Annotated in this window: 13 protein-coding genes; 7 read left to right on the forward strand and 6 right to left on the reverse strand. The window is 67.6% G+C overall.

Features of this window, described 5'->3' with window-relative positions; genetic code table 11:
* Nucleotides 1-202 precede the first annotated feature (202 nt).
* The 5 genes from DFR50_RS24785 to DFR50_RS32290 all read left to right on the forward strand — a co-directional run bounded on the left by DFR50_RS24785 (nucleotide 203) and on the right by DFR50_RS32290 (nucleotide 3,055).
* Nucleotides 203-433, forward strand: a complete 231-nt coding sequence (locus DFR50_RS24785; protein ID WP_113891955.1) for a FitA-like ribbon-helix-helix domain-containing protein — start codon at nucleotides 203-205, stop codon at nucleotides 431-433.
* A complete protein-coding gene (locus DFR50_RS24790; RefSeq protein ID WP_113891956.1) occupies nucleotides 430-858 on the forward strand; it encodes a type II toxin-antitoxin system VapC family toxin in 429 nt (142 codons plus the stop codon). The genes DFR50_RS24785 and DFR50_RS24790 overlap by 4 nt, the downstream gene beginning before the upstream one ends.
* Nucleotides 859-897: 39 nt before the next feature.
* Nucleotides 898-1,788 (forward strand): 3-hydroxyisobutyrate dehydrogenase, encoded by an 891-nt coding sequence (gene mmsB, locus DFR50_RS24795; protein ID WP_113891957.1) that lies wholly within the window; start codon nucleotides 898-900, stop codon nucleotides 1,786-1,788.
* 97 nt (nucleotides 1,789-1,885) lie between these two features.
* The gene (locus DFR50_RS32645) at nucleotides 1,886-2,314 is read left to right on the forward strand and encodes a hypothetical protein (protein ID WP_210209035.1); all 429 of its coding nucleotides are present in this window, start codon (nucleotides 1,886-1,888) and stop codon (nucleotides 2,312-2,314) included.
* A 324-nt stretch (nucleotides 2,315-2,638) separates the two neighbouring features.
* Entirely contained in the window at nucleotides 2,639-3,055 is a 417-nt protein-coding gene (locus tag DFR50_RS32290) for a hypothetical protein (RefSeq protein ID WP_170153378.1), read from the forward strand.
* 97 nt (nucleotides 3,056-3,152) lie between these two features.
* On the opposite strand, the gene DFR50_RS24810 is transcribed toward DFR50_RS32290, so the two are convergent.
* Together DFR50_RS24810 and DFR50_RS24815 are read right to left on the reverse strand one after the other, a co-directional pair.
* On the reverse strand, nucleotides 3,153-4,316 hold the full coding sequence (locus DFR50_RS24810; RefSeq protein ID WP_113891958.1) for an anhydro-N-acetylmuramic acid kinase: 1,164 nt from the start codon (nucleotides 4,314-4,316) through the stop codon (nucleotides 3,153-3,155).
* Nucleotides 4,317-4,399: 83 nt separating this feature from the next.
* Nucleotides 4,400-5,158 carry a glucose 1-dehydrogenase gene (locus DFR50_RS24815; protein WP_113891959.1) on the reverse strand — a complete coding sequence of 253 codons (759 nt, stop codon included), beginning with the start codon at nucleotides 5,156-5,158 and terminating at the stop codon, nucleotides 4,400-4,402.
* Between the two features lie 426 nt (nucleotides 5,159-5,584).
* Between DFR50_RS24815 and DFR50_RS31655 the strand changes: the two genes are divergently transcribed.
* Entirely contained in the window at nucleotides 5,585-7,576 is a 1,992-nt protein-coding gene (locus DFR50_RS31655) for a HEAT repeat domain-containing protein (protein WP_147262906.1), read from the forward strand.
* 1,832 nt (nucleotides 7,577-9,408) lie between these two features.
* On the opposite strand, the gene DFR50_RS24820 is transcribed toward DFR50_RS31655, so the two are convergent.
* The 4 genes from DFR50_RS24820 to DFR50_RS31660 form a co-directional block, all read right to left on the reverse strand.
* On the reverse strand, nucleotides 9,409-10,170 hold the full coding sequence (locus DFR50_RS24820; RefSeq protein ID WP_113891960.1) for an SDR family NAD(P)-dependent oxidoreductase: 762 nt from the start codon (nucleotides 10,168-10,170) through the stop codon (nucleotides 9,409-9,411).
* Nucleotides 10,171-10,272: 102 nt separating this feature from the next.
* Nucleotides 10,273-10,860 (reverse strand): hypothetical protein, encoded by a 588-nt coding sequence (locus DFR50_RS24825; RefSeq protein WP_113891961.1) that lies wholly within the window; start codon nucleotides 10,858-10,860, stop codon nucleotides 10,273-10,275.
* A gap of 99 nt (nucleotides 10,861-10,959) precedes the next feature.
* The gene (locus tag DFR50_RS24830) at nucleotides 10,960-12,384 is read right to left on the reverse strand and encodes an FAD-binding oxidoreductase (protein WP_113891962.1); all 1,425 of its coding nucleotides are present in this window, start codon (nucleotides 12,382-12,384) and stop codon (nucleotides 10,960-10,962) included.
* A 63-nt stretch (nucleotides 12,385-12,447) separates the two neighbouring features.
* The gene (locus DFR50_RS31660) at nucleotides 12,448-12,627 is read right to left on the reverse strand and encodes a hypothetical protein (protein ID WP_147262907.1); all 180 of its coding nucleotides are present in this window, start codon (nucleotides 12,625-12,627) and stop codon (nucleotides 12,448-12,450) included.
* Between the two features lie 250 nt (nucleotides 12,628-12,877).
* Between DFR50_RS31660 and DFR50_RS24835 the strand changes: the two genes are divergently transcribed.
* The gene (locus DFR50_RS24835; RefSeq protein WP_113891963.1) at nucleotides 12,878-13,699 is read left to right on the forward strand and encodes a transglutaminase-like domain-containing protein; all 822 of its coding nucleotides are present in this window, start codon (nucleotides 12,878-12,880) and stop codon (nucleotides 13,697-13,699) included.
* The last annotated feature ends 25 nt before the right edge of the window (nucleotides 13,700-13,724 follow it).

A 13,724-nucleotide genomic window follows, 5' to 3' on the forward strand; every position in this document is an offset into this window, starting at 1 on the left:
TCCGGATTGCCGGTCACGACCGGCGCCGCCTTTCGCAGTCGATCAGGCACGAGCGAGGAACGCCCCTTCCGCCATTCGGCGGAGGCCCCTCTCCTCCCAATCCCAATCCTTCAATCCGAGCCTCCACCGACATTGCGCCGTGCAGCGCAGCGTGCTATCAATCCTGATATCAATCAGCCTTCCGGCCAGGAGCTTGCAGCGCATGGCGCAGGTCCTCATCCGAAATGTCCCCGACGACATCATCGAGGCGCATCGCGACCGCGCCAGGACGCGCGGGCGCTCGCTCGAGCAGGAACTTCGCGAGGTCATCGAACGGGCGGCCCCCTATACGCCCGAGGAACGTCTGGCGGTGGCCTTGCGCTTTCAGAGCCAGACGCCGCCGGGCCCCCGCACCGATCCCGCGGCGCTCGTCAGGGAAGACCGGGACCGGTGAGCGAACTCGTCGTCGACGCCAGCGTCGCAACCTGCTGGTTCGTACGCGAAGCCGCAACTGAGAAGGCGAACGGCCTGATCGCCGCGACGGCCAACCTCGTCGCGCCATCGCTGATGCTGGCCGAACTCGCCAACACCCTTTGGAAGAAGACGCGTCGCGGCGAGATCCGGGCGGACCTCGCCGAGGCGGGACTGCGAGAGATCCGACGGTTTGTCCCGCTGATTGTCGAACTTCCGGACTTGATTCCGCCCGCCCTCGCGCTCGCGCAGGAACTCGGACACCCCGTCTATGACTGCGTCTATCTCGCGCTCGCCCGGCGCCGCGGGGCGCCGTTCGTCACGCTCGATCGAGTCTTGACGGCGCGTCTCGCCGGAACGCGATACGCAAGCGACACCGTCCTCCTCGATGACTGGAAGGGACACTGATCGCGCGAAGGACGGAACCACGAGAAATCGGAGGGAAAAATGGCCAACATCGCATTTCTGGGGCTCGGCAACATGGGCGGGCCGATGGCCGCCAATCTGGTCAAGGCGGGACACTGGGTCGCCGGCTACGACCTGGTCGAGAGCCAGAAGCGGGCGGCGGCGGAGACCGGCGTCTCGGTCATGGGCAGCGCGCGGGAGGCGGTCTCGGGGGCCGACATCGTCGTCACCATGCTGCCGGCGGGCCGGCACGTGCTCGCCGCTTGGGACGACTTTCTGCCGGCGGCGAAGAAGGGCGCGCTGATCGTCGACAGTTCGACCATCGACGTCGACAGTTCGAAGCGGGCGCACGAGGCGGGCCAGGCGGCCGGCATGCTGACCCTCGACGCGCCGGTCTCGGGCGGGGTCGGCGGCGCGACGGCGGGGACGCTCACCTTCATGTGCGGCGGCTCGGCGGACGCCTTCGCCCGGGCGAAGCCGGCGCTGGAGGCGATGGGCAAGCGCATCGTCCATTGCGGCGGCGCCGGCGCCGGCCAAGCGGCGAAAATCTGCAACAACATGATTCTCGGCGCGACCATGATCGCCACCTGCGAGGGGTTCGCGCTCGCGGAGAAGCTCGGGCTGTCGGCTCAGGCGCTGTTCGACGTCGCCTCGACCTCGTCGGGCCAGTCGTGGTCGCTGACCAGCTATTGCCCGGTGCCGGGCCCGGTCCCGACCTCGCCCGCCAATCGCGACTGGAAGCCCGGGTTCGCCGCCAGCCTGATGCTGAAGGACCTGAAACTCGCCCAGGAAGCGGCGGCCAGCGCCGGCGTCGCCATCCCGCTCGGCGCCCAAGCCGCCCAACTCTACGCCCTGTTCGTGTCCGGCGGCCACGGCGGCGACGATTTCTCCGGCGTGATCAACTTTTTGCGCGGCGCGCAACCCCCGGCCTAGCATTGCCGTTGATTGTGCATAGCTGTTCTCGAAAAGGCCCGACGCCGCGGCCGGGTCGGGCGGGCGACTCCGAGGGCCGCTTCGGATGGAGGTTTCGATGCGCAATGGTCTGGCGAAAACGGCCCTTTCGGCGCTCGTCGGCATCGGCTTGGCCACGGCGGTCGCGACCGCCCCGGCCGAGGCCCAGTATTTCCACGGCGGCGGCGGCTGGCACGGCGGAGGCGGCGGCTGGCATGGCGGCGGCTGGGGCGGCGGCTGGCACGGCGGCGGCTGGGGCGGCGGCTGGCACGGCGGCTACTGGAACGGCGGCTGGCGCGGCGGCTATTGGGGCGGCGGCTATCCGGGCTGGGGCTGGGGCGGCGGCTGGGGCTATCCGTGGTGGGGCTGGGGCGCGCCGGTGGTCGTCGCGGGCGGCGCCTATTACGCCGAGCCCGGGGACGGCTGCTGGGTCTATCGCAGGATCTGGTCGCAGCCCGGCGGCCGCGGCCGCTATCTCGGCCGGCATCTGGTGAACATCTGCCAGTAGACCGCATGGGGGTCCGGCGTCGGCTCGAAGACGCCGGACCGGCGGATCGAGGCTGGCGCCGGCAGCTTCGCGTCGGCGCAATCGGCGTGTCGGTAAAGAAACCTTAACGTTCATTCATCTCTGGGACCTGAACGGTTATTCATCGACGGGCGGTTTTATCTTTGTCGTTGTCTTCGATTTCTGACATCGCCGCCGACATGCCTTGTTTCAATCATAATCGTTTCCGAATTGCGGGCCATCATGCCTGTCGAAGCGTCGCCCGGCGTGAGCGCCGGAGACGCCCGGGTTCAAGGGCCGCCCTCGGGCCGGCGAGTGGAGGATGGAATGCGAAACACGGTTTCGAAGGCGATCGTCGCCGGCGCGGCGGCGCTCGCGATCGGCGCGGCGGCGCTCGCCACCGCCGGCCCTGCGATGGCCGACGGCCCATGGCGCGGCGGCGGCTGGCATGGCGGCGGCGGTTGGGGCGGCGGCTGGCATGGCGGCGGCGGCTGGCATGGCGGCTACGGCCCGGGATGGCGCGGCGGCCGGGTCTGGCGCCCGGGCTACTGGAACGGCGGCGTCTGGTATGGCGGCGGGTGGGGCCCCGCGGTCGCGGTGGGCGCCCTCGCCGCGGGCGCGATCGCGCTCGGGGCGGCCACTGCGCCGCCCTACGGATACGCCGACCCGTGCGTGCAGGTCCGTCCGCTCTATGCGCCGAACGGCGCCTGGATCGGCAACGGCCCGGTCAACGTCTGCCAGTAGGCGGGCGCAGCCGGGATCGACAGAAGGGCCTCGCGCGACGCGGGGCCCTGTACGATTGCGGCCGCGACCGATTGCGCGCCGCGGTCAGCGACCACGGCTACCGAGGCGCGGGCCAGAAGACGCCGCCGGTCGTCGGCGCCGGAACGCCGGTCGTGGTCGGGAACGACAGCGGCAGGCCGCGCCGGGCGCGCAGGGCGAGATAGGCGAAACATTGCGCCTCGATCGCGTCGCCGTCGAAGCCGATCGCCTCGACCGGCTCGACCGGGACGCCGAGCCGGTCGGCGAGACGGCTCATGAGGAAGGCGTTCAGCCGCCCCCCTCCCCCGACCAGCCAGCGCTTCGGCGCCTCGGGAACCCGCGCCAGCGCGGCGACGGTCGCTTCGACGGTGAAGGCGGCGAGGGTGGCGGCGGCGTCCGCGTCGCCCAACGCCTCCACCGCCGCCGCGGCGGCGGCGAAATGGTTGCGGTCGAGCGATTTCGGCGGCGGCCGGTCGAAATAGCGATCGCGCATCAGCGCCGCCAGGATCGCGGCGTCGGCGCGCCCGCTCGCCGCCAGCGCCCCGCCGGCGTCGAAGGCGACGCCGCGGCGGGAGAGCAGGATATCGTCGATCAGCGCGTTGGCCGGGCCGGTGTCGAAGGCGACGATTTCGCCCGCTCGCCCGAGCCAGGTGACGTTGCCGACGCCGCCCCAGTTCAGGATCATCAGCGGGCGTTCGCGCCCCGCCGCCATCGCCGCGTGATAGACTGGCGCCAACGGCGCGCCCTCGCCGGCGGCGGCGACGTCGGCCGAGCGGAAGTCGCAGACGACGTCGATACCGAGCGCGCCCGCGGCGCGCGCGCCGTCGCAAAGCTGCCGGGTCAGGCCCGCTTTGGGAGGGTGCGCGTCCCGCGCACCCGGGGCGGCGGGACGCCGCCCCTCCCATCCGACGCGCCCGGGTCGATGCAGAATGGTCTGCCCGTGCAACCCGACCAGCGCGACGCTGTCGCGGGCGATGGCGAAGCGCGCGAAAAAGGCGTCGACCGCGGCGACATGGGCGTCGGTCACGGCGCGTTCGAGCGCGGCCTGCGGCCGTTCCGCTTCGCTGGCGTCGGCGACGACGGCGCGCAGGCGCGCCGCCACGTCCGGCGGATAGGGAAAGGTGGCGGCCGGGCCGGTCTCGACTTGCGCTTCCCCGTCGCTGGCGATCAGCGCCACGTCGATGCCGTCCATCGACGTGCCGCTGATCACGCCGATCGCGCGCGTGAGCCCCGGGCCGGTCATGCCGCCCTCGCCGGCCGGCGCCGCGCGGCGGGCGAAGGCCGTCGGGTGAAGGAATGTCGGCTCATGGCGCGCGTCCTACGCGGTTATTGCGCGGTCAAGCCGCCGTCGACCATCAGTTCGATCCCCGTGGTGAACGAGGACTCGTCGCTGGCGAGATAGAGGATGGCGTTGGCGACCTCTTCCGGCCGGCCCATCCGGCCGAGCGGCGCGGCCTTCGACAGGCCCTCGCGGACGCGCTCCGGGTTCTTCGAACTCGCGATCAGCTCCTGCACCATCGGCGTGTCGGCGAACGAGGGATGAACGGAATTCAGGCGGATGGCGTAGCCGGCGCAATGCAGCGCCGCCGACTTGGTCAGCAGGCGCACCGCGCCCTTGCTGGCGCAATAGGCGGCCGACTGCGCGTCGCCGATGATTCCGGCCACCGACGACAGATTGACGATCGACCCGCCGCCACGCCCCTTCATGACCCGGATCGCCTCGCGGCAACCCAAAAAGGTGCCTTCGACGTTGACCGCCTCGGTGCGTCGAAACTCGTCGAGGGTCGCGGTCTCGATGTTGCCCTTGAGCGCGATGCCGGCGCTGTTGACCAGAATGTCGAGCTTGCCGAAGGCCGCGACCACCTGGTCGACCACTTCGCGCCAGCGCGCTTCGTCGGTGACGTCCTGGGCGAGACGCAGGTCGGCGACGCCCTCCAGTTCCGCGAGCCCCGCCTCGTTGCGGTCGGTCGCCGCGACTTGCGCGCCCTCGGCGTGAAACAGCAACGCGGTCGCCCGGCCGATGCCGGACGCAGCGCCCGTGATGAGCGCGACCTTGCCCGCGAGCCGCCCCGGTCTGCCGTCCATCTGTGGTTCCTCCTCACGCCTCGAATGCCGGCGCTCATGCGGCGGCATCCTCGCTCTTTCCAGCCGGGGAGGAAAGCCGTCGGCGCCGCCTTCTGTCGGCGCCCTTTTCAGCGATTCCAGAGGTCTTCGCAAATGGGAGGCGAGCGGCGGCAGGGAAACGGCGGAACGCGGGCGCTTCTGGCGTTCAGCCCCGAACCGTGCCCGCGGTAACCAACCGGAGTGCTGTTTCAATTCGAGCAATCGAACGCCCGGGTTCGACGTAGAGCGGAAGTGCAGATCGCCACCGCGATGTCGCAAGTGGGAGGGCAGGCGGTCGTCGACTTTTGCGAACAGAGGCAGGAAGGGCGTCCGTATCTCGCGCTTGCAACGACCGATCCATAACGCCATTCTCCAGCTCGCGATCGCAATCTCCTGGGGGTGAGGAAAATGCTGGGGTCGTCCATCGTAGGGGTACTTCTTGGATCGGTCGGCGCGCCCGAATCCGGAGGGGAGCCGCTTGCCAGGGCTGCGTCCCTGTTACTCGGCCCTGCGGGCAAAGAGGCGCTCGACATCGTCCAAGCGCGGTGGGCGGCGGGCGGAAAAGCCATTCCGCCGAACCATGACTTCGAGCAGATGATCCGGCTTAGCGAGTTGACGGCAACCTTGTTCATGGTGACGCAATATCGCCGCCGCTGGGAGGGGGAGAATTTCGACACCCGGTCCGCCGCGCCGCCTCCTTTCATCGCCAAGGCGACGAAATGTGTCGAGGAGCAGCTTGGCTATTGCGCTACCCTCAAGACGATCGAGGACGACGCGCTCGTTGCGGAACTCGAAGGGGCGCTGGACACGATCCTGCCCGAGAGCCGGGGGGAAGTCGTTCGCGAAGCCGTCGACGCCGCGCGCCGCCGGGTGTGGGACAAACTGGTCAAAGGCGACAAACTGGTCAAAGGCGCCGGTGAGCCGCCGCCGGATTTTGAGCCGTTCTTCCGGGGCTCCGACGACGAGCCCGGTTGGCCGCTCGTCTTTCAGGCGTTCATGCGAGAGGCGCTGAAGGTGAATCCGCGCGCCGAGATCGCCTTCGTCACCCCGCGCCTCGCCGCCGCGCGTAGAATGCTTGTGGAGATGATCGCGAAGCTCGGCGTGATGGATACCAAGCTCGATCGCATCGGCGAAGCGGCCGCGAATTTGCTCGGAGCCCGCGGCCAGTTAGATGACATCCACGTGACCACTGACATAATTCGCCGTCAGCAGAGAAGCGATACCGCAAAACTGGAATCTCTCTCAGCAGGACAGCGCGAGGCGGAGGAAGGTAGCGCGCGCCGGCACAGAGAACAAATAGCGCTTCTGAGCCTCTCGCTTTCGCCACAGCGCGACCGCATTGATCGCCTCATTTCTGAATTAGCATCCTCCGAATCTGATGACATATCCCACGCACTCGCAATGCTTAAAGAACTTGCCGCTAAAGCTGAAGAAGCGAGGCACTGTCTGACGTTAGAAGCCCGTCGGATCTGCGAGCGTTTGGATGCTACCGATGAATTTATATTGTGCGGTTGGCGTATGCTCTCCAGATCGGAAGCACTTGAATTAATAGAAGCACAAAATATCATTGAACCTAGAGTGGACAGCATTGTTCCTCTCTTGACGAAAATAATCGACCAAGATACGTCAAATATAAGCTATCAATATATTAATGTAGTCCGCAGTTCATTTGAATTTCTTGGCTATATTGGACCTTCTGCGGCGAATTCCGTACCAATTGTTGCTAGATATTTGCAAGACAAATCGCCAGACAACAGATTTTATTCCAACGCTGCTGAGTGTTTGGCAAAGATTGGTACCGAAAAGGGAATCGAAGCGGTCATAGATGCCGCATCTGAATTTAAGCCTGATAGGCGAGAAGTTCCAAATGTGGCTTTGTATGCCTTATTTAAGTTATCTATGGAATGTGTAGATGCAATTCCAGTTCTTATAAGATATCTTGATATTGAAGACATCGAAATACGTAGTTTTTTAATGTTTTTACTTGGCGAGACATTTGGACACTTGGCAGAAGGAGCGGTTCCCGCGCTGATAAGAGCCCTGAGTGATGATGCTGTTGTGCAAACGGCGGCAAGATCGTTGTGGTTGATTGGTAACGTTCCGCCGAATGCAATTGAGCCTCTCTCGCGGGCGACCAAGAACTTAGATCCTTATACACGGAGGAACGCTTTTCGGGCGCTAAGTCGAATAGTACCGCTGTCTCGTGATGTAATTTCTCGGATCGTAGAAGGCTTAATTGATGAGTCGCCGGACGCCATAGATGGCGTGCAAGATGCTTTACGTAGGCTTGGGTCTGCTGCCATAGCCCCATTAACTGAAGCGCTTGAGCACCCAAATGCTGTGGTTCGTGATCGCGCTGAGACGGTCCTGAATCGTTGGCGGCGGCCAAATCATCCGTGAAAATGGCAATTGTGATTATGTCGACGGAATCGTTCAGGTGAGATTATTGTGGACAGCCCAAGGATTCGAAGTTCATGTTCGAAGAACGTCGTGAAGGCCGGATGTGAGGCCGCTGTGCCAATAGCGGCCGCAATTGGCGCTCTCTCCCCGTACCGAAGCGGATGGGGAAGGGCAGCAAGGAGCCGGATATTGCCCGTAGGCCAAGCCGTCGCCGAATTCCCGCTCTGTGCGCGAATCGGGCGTCCCCGACGGCGACGGACCGCCCGCAAACTTGCGAAACAATTCCTTCCGGCAAAGCATGTTTTCGCGTACCATCATTCCGTTGAGCAGAATTCTTCATCAGGGGAGCGCTCCTTGACCGAACGCCGACCCCGAGCCCGCCCGTCCCGCCGATCGGCGACCCCTTCGACGAGCGGAGCACGGCCGCTCCGTCCCGCCCCCCGATCCAACCGCGGCCGCGCCGCCGACCGATCGCGCCCTGGAGGCGGCCTGCGCGCGCCGCCGCGCCCGGCGCAAGTCCGCGGCGGCGCTGCGGGACGCCAGCTTCGGCTGGCTCGCCGACGGTTTTTCCCATCAGGAGATCGCGGCGGCGCGCAAGGTGAGCGTCGCCGTGGTGCGGCGGGACATCGCCCGGGCGATCCGGGCGCGCCGGGCCGAGACGCGCGAGGGCCACGCGAAAACCGATGGAGGTTGCGCGGCCGGTCGTTCACCCCAGCCGGCCGCGAGAGCGGTCGCGCCGCTCAACGGGAGGGTGCGCGTCTCGGGCGCCCGGGCGGCGGGACGCCGCCCCGTCCGGTTCCTCGCGCGCACCCATCTCGGGCGTTACAGAGTGACGTAACGCCCAAGGTGGACGCCGAAGAACGCCGTCATCGCGAGCGAAGCGCGGCGATCCAGGGGCCGCTGGGCTACTGTCGCAGCTCGTGGACCGCCAGGCCGTCCTTCGGGCTTCGTTGCGAGCAGAAGACGGAGCAATCCTTGCAAAATGCACGCAAACAGCGTCGTGGATTGCTTCGTCCCCCCGGGCTCTTCGAGCCGGGGGTTGCTCCTCGCAATGACGGGGTTGGGAGTTACGTCACTCTTGTAACTCCCAACCCCGTCATTGCGAGGAGCAAAGCGACGAAGCAACCCATGCCGCCGCTTGCCTCCTGCGGAAGAAATTGCTCGCAAGGAAGGGCGGCGGGACGACCAGAGGGCGCGACAGCGGCCCAGCGGCCCTGGATCGCTTCGCTTCGCTCGCGATGACGGCGCTGTTGGCCACCGGCTTGGGAGTTACAGAGTGACGTATCTCCCAACCCCGTCATTGCGAGGAGCAAAGCGACGAAGCAACCCATGCCGCTGTTTGCCTCCTGCGGAAGAAATTGCTCGCAAGGAAGGGCGGCGGGACGACCAGAGGGCGCGACAGCGGCCCAGCGGCCCTGGATCGCTTCGTTTCGCTCGCGATGACGGCGCTGTTGGCCACCGGCTTGGGAGTTACAAGAGTGACAGGTTTCGGCGCCCAAGTCGCTGAAAGGATGCGTCGCCTGCCAGACTTGCAGGCTGGCCGCCGCCAGCCGGACAAGCCGACGGGCCGGCGACGAGAAGGCCAGCGACTGCCAAGCCGGCGTAACCGGCGTAAAGAGCGGCGGGCGCGGCGCTCGACGGGGAGGCGCCGTCCCGGCGCCTGGGCGGCGGGACGCCGCCCCTCCCGGGGGCGCGCCCTTGGAGGCGCCACGCGAACACCCACCCCGAGAGTTGCAGTCGCCCGGAAATTCCGGCGCAAACCCTTGGAAAGGCTCGAAACCGGCCCGGATGCGGGGCCGACGTCCCGAGCGGCTACGCCGCCTCGCCCGAGTTCACCGCGGCGCCATGCGCAGCGCCCCGTCGATGCGGATCGTCTCGCCGTTGATGTAGCCGTTCTCGACGATGTGCACGGCCAGCGCGGCGTATTCGGATGGCGCGCCGAGCCGGGAGGGGAACGGCACCGAGGCGCCGAGCGAGGCCTGGAAATCCTCGCGCAAGCCCGCGAGCATCGGCGTCATGAAGATGCCCGGCGCGATCGTGTTCACCCGGATGGCGTTGCGGGCGAGTTCGCGCGCGATCGGCAGGGTCATCGCGGCGACGCCGCCCTTCGAGGCGGAATAGGCCGACTGGCCGACCTGGCCCTCGAAGGCCGCGACCGAGGCGGTCGAGACGATCACGCCGCGCTCGCCCTCGATCGGCTCGAGCGTCGCCATGCCGGCGGCGGCAAGGCGGATCATGTTGAAGGTGCCGATCAGGTTGACCCGGATCACCTTCTCGAAGTCGCCGAGCGGCGTCGGGGCGCCGTCCTTGCCGACGATGCGCACCGGGCTGCCGACGCCGGCGCAGTTGACGAGGATGCGCGCGGGCCCGTGCGCGGCCTCGGCTTTGGCGAACGCCTCCGCGGCCGAGGCTTCGCCGCCGACGTCGCAGGCGACCGCGACGCCGCCGATCGCCTTCGCCACCGCCTCGGCCGCAGCCTGGTTGAGGTCGGCGACCGCGACGCGCGCGCCCCTTTCGGCCAAAGCCTCGGCCGTCGCCCGCCCCAGCCCCGATCCGCCGCCGGTCACAATCGCCGCCGCTCCGGAAATCTTCATTGCGCCCTCCTCCGTTTCCTACTCGCGTTTTCCCCCGACGCCTTAGCAACGCGCGGCCCGTCCCGCCAGAGGGGCGCCTCTCGAAGCGCGGGCCTTTGCCGGTCAGGCCGGCGCCGCCCCCCAGCGCCGGGCCACTTCGCCGCGCACGGCGGTGTCGACTTCCGGCGGCGCGTTGCGGATGTAGGCGAGGGCGGCGGCGAAGGTCTCGGCGTCCTGCCGTTCGAGCTTTTCCAGATAGGCGATCGCGGCGGTGATCGAGAACGGCTCGCCGACGCGGTCGTCGAAGTTGCTCGCCAGCGCCGTCCAGATCGCGGCGTCGTAGCCGCTCGCCTCGGCCCAGGCGGCGATCGTCTCGATCGCCTCGGGATGGCTCTCGACCGCAGCCTCCCCCCGTTTGCCGGAGGCGAGGTCGACGAAGCCGATGGTTCTCGCCGGCGTCCCCTCCCGGTCGCGCAGGTTGTCGATCGCCTCCTCGAGGGAGACGAAGGCGCTCGGGGCGGCGTAGGTCTTGCACAAGGTTCCGTCGTCCGGGTCGATCACCAGGGTGAGGATGTCCTTGCGGACCCCCGCCGTCGACACCCGGCAGAATTCAATCGGCAGCAGCGGCCCTTGCGCCGTGAATGCGTCGGCGACCTTGAGGGCGTCCGGCTCCCATATCAGCGAACCCCAGGCGATGACGGCGACTTTCACGGGCTGAGCCTCCTCGATGTCTCGACAAATAATCCGGGGGACGATCGCCCAGCCGCTCCGGATCGCCGGGCCGCTTCGCGCGTCGCGACGACGATCGCCCTACACCGTAAAAATCTTCCCCGGGTTGAACAGGTTCCGCGGGTCGAAGGCGGCTTTCACCCGGCGCATGAGGTCCAGCGCCCCCGCCCCGTGCTCGTCCTCCATGTAGGCGATCTTCTTCTGTCCGACGCCGTGCTCGCCGGTGCAGGTGCCGCCCATGGCGATGGCGCGGTGGGCGAGGCGGGAGGCGAACGCTTCCGCCGCCTCGATCTCCTTGGCGTCGGCCATGTCGACGAGCGGGCTCACGTGGAAATTGCCGTCGCCGACGTGGCCGACGATCGGCGCGAGGAGGCCGCTCCTGGCGATGTCTTCCAACGTCTCCTCGACGCAGTCGGCGAGGCGCGAGATCGGCACGCAGGTGTCGGTGGCGAACGGCCGCGCGCCCGGCCTGAGCGCCATTTGCGCGTAGAAGCCGTCGTGGCGCGCCTTCCACAGTTTCGTCCGCTCTTCCGGCTTCGTCGCCCAGATGAAATTGCCGCCGCCGTTTTCGGCGACGATCGCGCCGAACCGCGCCGCCTGCTCGGCGACGCTCGCCTCCGTGCCGTGGAACTCGACCAGCAGCATCGGCGCCTCGGGCAGGCTCAGGCGGGAGTAAGCGTTGAAGGCGCGCACCGACAGGGTGTCGAGCAGCTCGATGCGGGCGATCGGCAGGCCGGTCTGGATCGTCTCGATGGTGGCGTTGCAGGCCGAGCGCACGTCGGGGAAGGAGCAGGTCGCCGCCGACACCGCCTCGGGCAGCCCGGCGAGCTTGAGGGCGATCTCGACGATGATTCCGAGCGTGCCCTCGGCGCCGACGAACAGGTGGGTGAGGTCGTAGCCGGCCGAGGATTTGCGCGCCCGGGTGCCGGTGCGCACGAAGGTTCCGTCGGCCGTGACGACGCCGAGCGACAGCACGAGGTCCTTCATCGTGCCGTAGCGCACCGCGTTGGTGCCGGAGGCGCGGGTCGAGGCCATGCCGCCGAGCGAAGCGTCGGCGCCCGGGTCGATCGGGAAGAAAAGCCCGGAATCGTGGAGATAGGCGTTGAGCCGGGTGCGGGTGACGCCGGGCTCGATCACGCAATCGAGGTCCTGGGCGTTGACGGCGAGAATCGCGTTCATCCGCGACAGGTCGAGCGACACGCCGCCGTGCGGCGCGTTGACGTGACCCTCGAGCGAAGACCCGATGCCGAACGGGACGATCGGCGCGTCGCGCCTGGCGCAGATGGCGACGAGGTCGACGACGTCCTCGCGCGTCTCGGCGAACACGACCGCGTCGGGCGGCTGGTTCTCGAGCCAGGTCAGGGTGTGGGCGTGCTGGCGGCGGATGGCGTCCGAAGCGGAAAAGCGGTTGCCGAACCGCGCCGAGAGATCGGCGTTGAGGGCGGCGACGGTTTCCGGCGCGAGGCGGCCCTCGCGCTTGCGGACGGTGAGCGGGGATGAGGCCACAGGGGGTCCTTCGGAGTTTCGTCGTTGGCGAGGACGAAGATTAGGCGCGCGCGGCGGCGCTGGCTAGCCGTCCGCATCGGCGCGTTTCCCACCGCCGAAGGCGCGCTGTTCACCGGGTGGGCAGGCGTCCCGGCTCCGCCGATCGGGTGCAAACTTTTTGCTCATTTTTTGAAACAAAAGTTCTTGCATTTGCTGCAGCGCAGCATTATTGTCTTCTGGTGCGGCGGCGGTTGCCCCGCACATGCCCTCCTTGGGCGTTTCCTCCCTAGACTTGAAGGCCGCCGAAAGGCGGCCTCCTTTTCTTCACCAGCCCATTGTTCTCCAGCGCCGACGGCCTCCCGCAATGTCGTGGGGCGAGCCCGGCGGCCGGGACCCTGTGATTGCTCTCGCAGGGACGACGACGCTCACAAGAACAGGCTGTCGCGCCGGTCCGGTTTCGAATAGCCTCGGGCGATGCGCGCCGTCAGCGCCGGGAACAGACACCGAGGCCCCCATGCTGATCCGCTACGGTTACGAGATGACGTTCACCTGCGCCGCTCCGACGCCGATGATCTGTCAGCTCGACGTCCACCCCTCCTGCGTTCCCGCGGTGCGGGCGGAAGCGCAATTCGCCGCGACGCCGCACGTCGAATCCTGGCTCTATGCCGACGTGTTCGGCAATCGCTGCCGGCGGTTCAACGCGCCGGCCGGCGACCTGACGATTTCGACCGATGGCGTGATCGAGGTGAGCGGCCTGCCCGATCCCGTCGTCGCGGGCGCGGGCGAAATCCCGGTGGCGGAGTTGCCCGACGACACGCTTCTCTACCTCGTCGGCAGCCGCTATGTCGAAACCGACAAGCTCAGCCAGATCGCATGGAACCGGTTCGGTTCGACGCCGTCCGGCTGGGCGAGAGTCCAGGCGATCTGCGATTTCGTCAACGGTCACATCGACTTCGACTACCAGAAGGCGCGCGCCACGCGCACCGCCTACGAGGCCTACGAGGAACGGGTCGGGGTGTGCCGCGATTTCGCCCATCTGGCGGTCGCGTTCTGCCGGTGCATGAACATTCCCGCCCGTTATTGCAACGGCTATCTCGGCGACATCGGCGTGCCGCCGGACCCGGCGCCGATGGACTTCAGCGCCTGGTTCGACGTCTTTCTCGGCGGCCGGTGGCTGACCTTCGATGCGCGCCACAACACGCCGCGCATCGGCCGCGTCCTGATCGCGCGCGGGCGCGACGCGGCCGATATTCCGCTCGTCAACTCGTTCGGGCCCCACGCTCTCAAGACGTTCCGCGTCTGGACCAACGAGACCGGCGCCGCGGCGCTCGCCTGATCGGCGACGGGTCCGGGGCCGGCGG

It is taken from the genome of Roseiarcus fermentans (assembly GCF_003315135.1).
GTDB classification, from domain to species: Bacteria; Pseudomonadota; Alphaproteobacteria; order Rhizobiales; family Beijerinckiaceae; genus Roseiarcus; species Roseiarcus fermentans.

Coding starts and splice junctions, on each gene's coding strand:
- DFR50_RS24785 (WP_113891955.1), top strand. CDS start 203: ATGGCGCAGGTCCTCATCCGAAATGTCCCCGACGACATCATCGAGGCG.
- mmsB (WP_113891957.1), top strand. CDS start 898: ATGGCCAACATCGCATTTCTGGGGCTCGGCAACATGGGCGGGCCGATG.
- DFR50_RS32645 (WP_210209035.1), top strand. CDS start 1,886: ATGCGCAATGGTCTGGCGAAAACGGCCCTTTCGGCGCTCGTCGGCATC.
- DFR50_RS32290 (WP_170153378.1), top strand. CDS start 2,639: ATGCGAAACACGGTTTCGAAGGCGATCGTCGCCGGCGCGGCGGCGCTC.
- DFR50_RS24810 (WP_113891958.1), bottom strand. CDS start 4,316: ATGACCGGCCCGGGGCTCACGCGCGCGATCGGCGTGATCAGCGGCACG.
- DFR50_RS24815 (WP_113891959.1), bottom strand. CDS start 5,158: ATGGACGGCAGACCGGGGCGGCTCGCGGGCAAGGTCGCGCTCATCACG.
- DFR50_RS31655 (WP_147262906.1), top strand. CDS start 5,585: ATGCTGGGGTCGTCCATCGTAGGGGTACTTCTTGGATCGGTCGGCGCG.
- DFR50_RS24820 (WP_113891960.1), bottom strand. CDS start 10,170: ATGAAGATTTCCGGAGCGGCGGCGATTGTGACCGGCGGCGGATCGGGG.
- DFR50_RS31660 (WP_147262907.1), bottom strand. CDS start 12,627: ATGTGCGGGGCAACCGCCGCCGCACCAGAAGACAATAATGCTGCGCTG.
- DFR50_RS24835 (WP_113891963.1), top strand. CDS start 12,878: ATGCTGATCCGCTACGGTTACGAGATGACGTTCACCTGCGCCGCTCCG.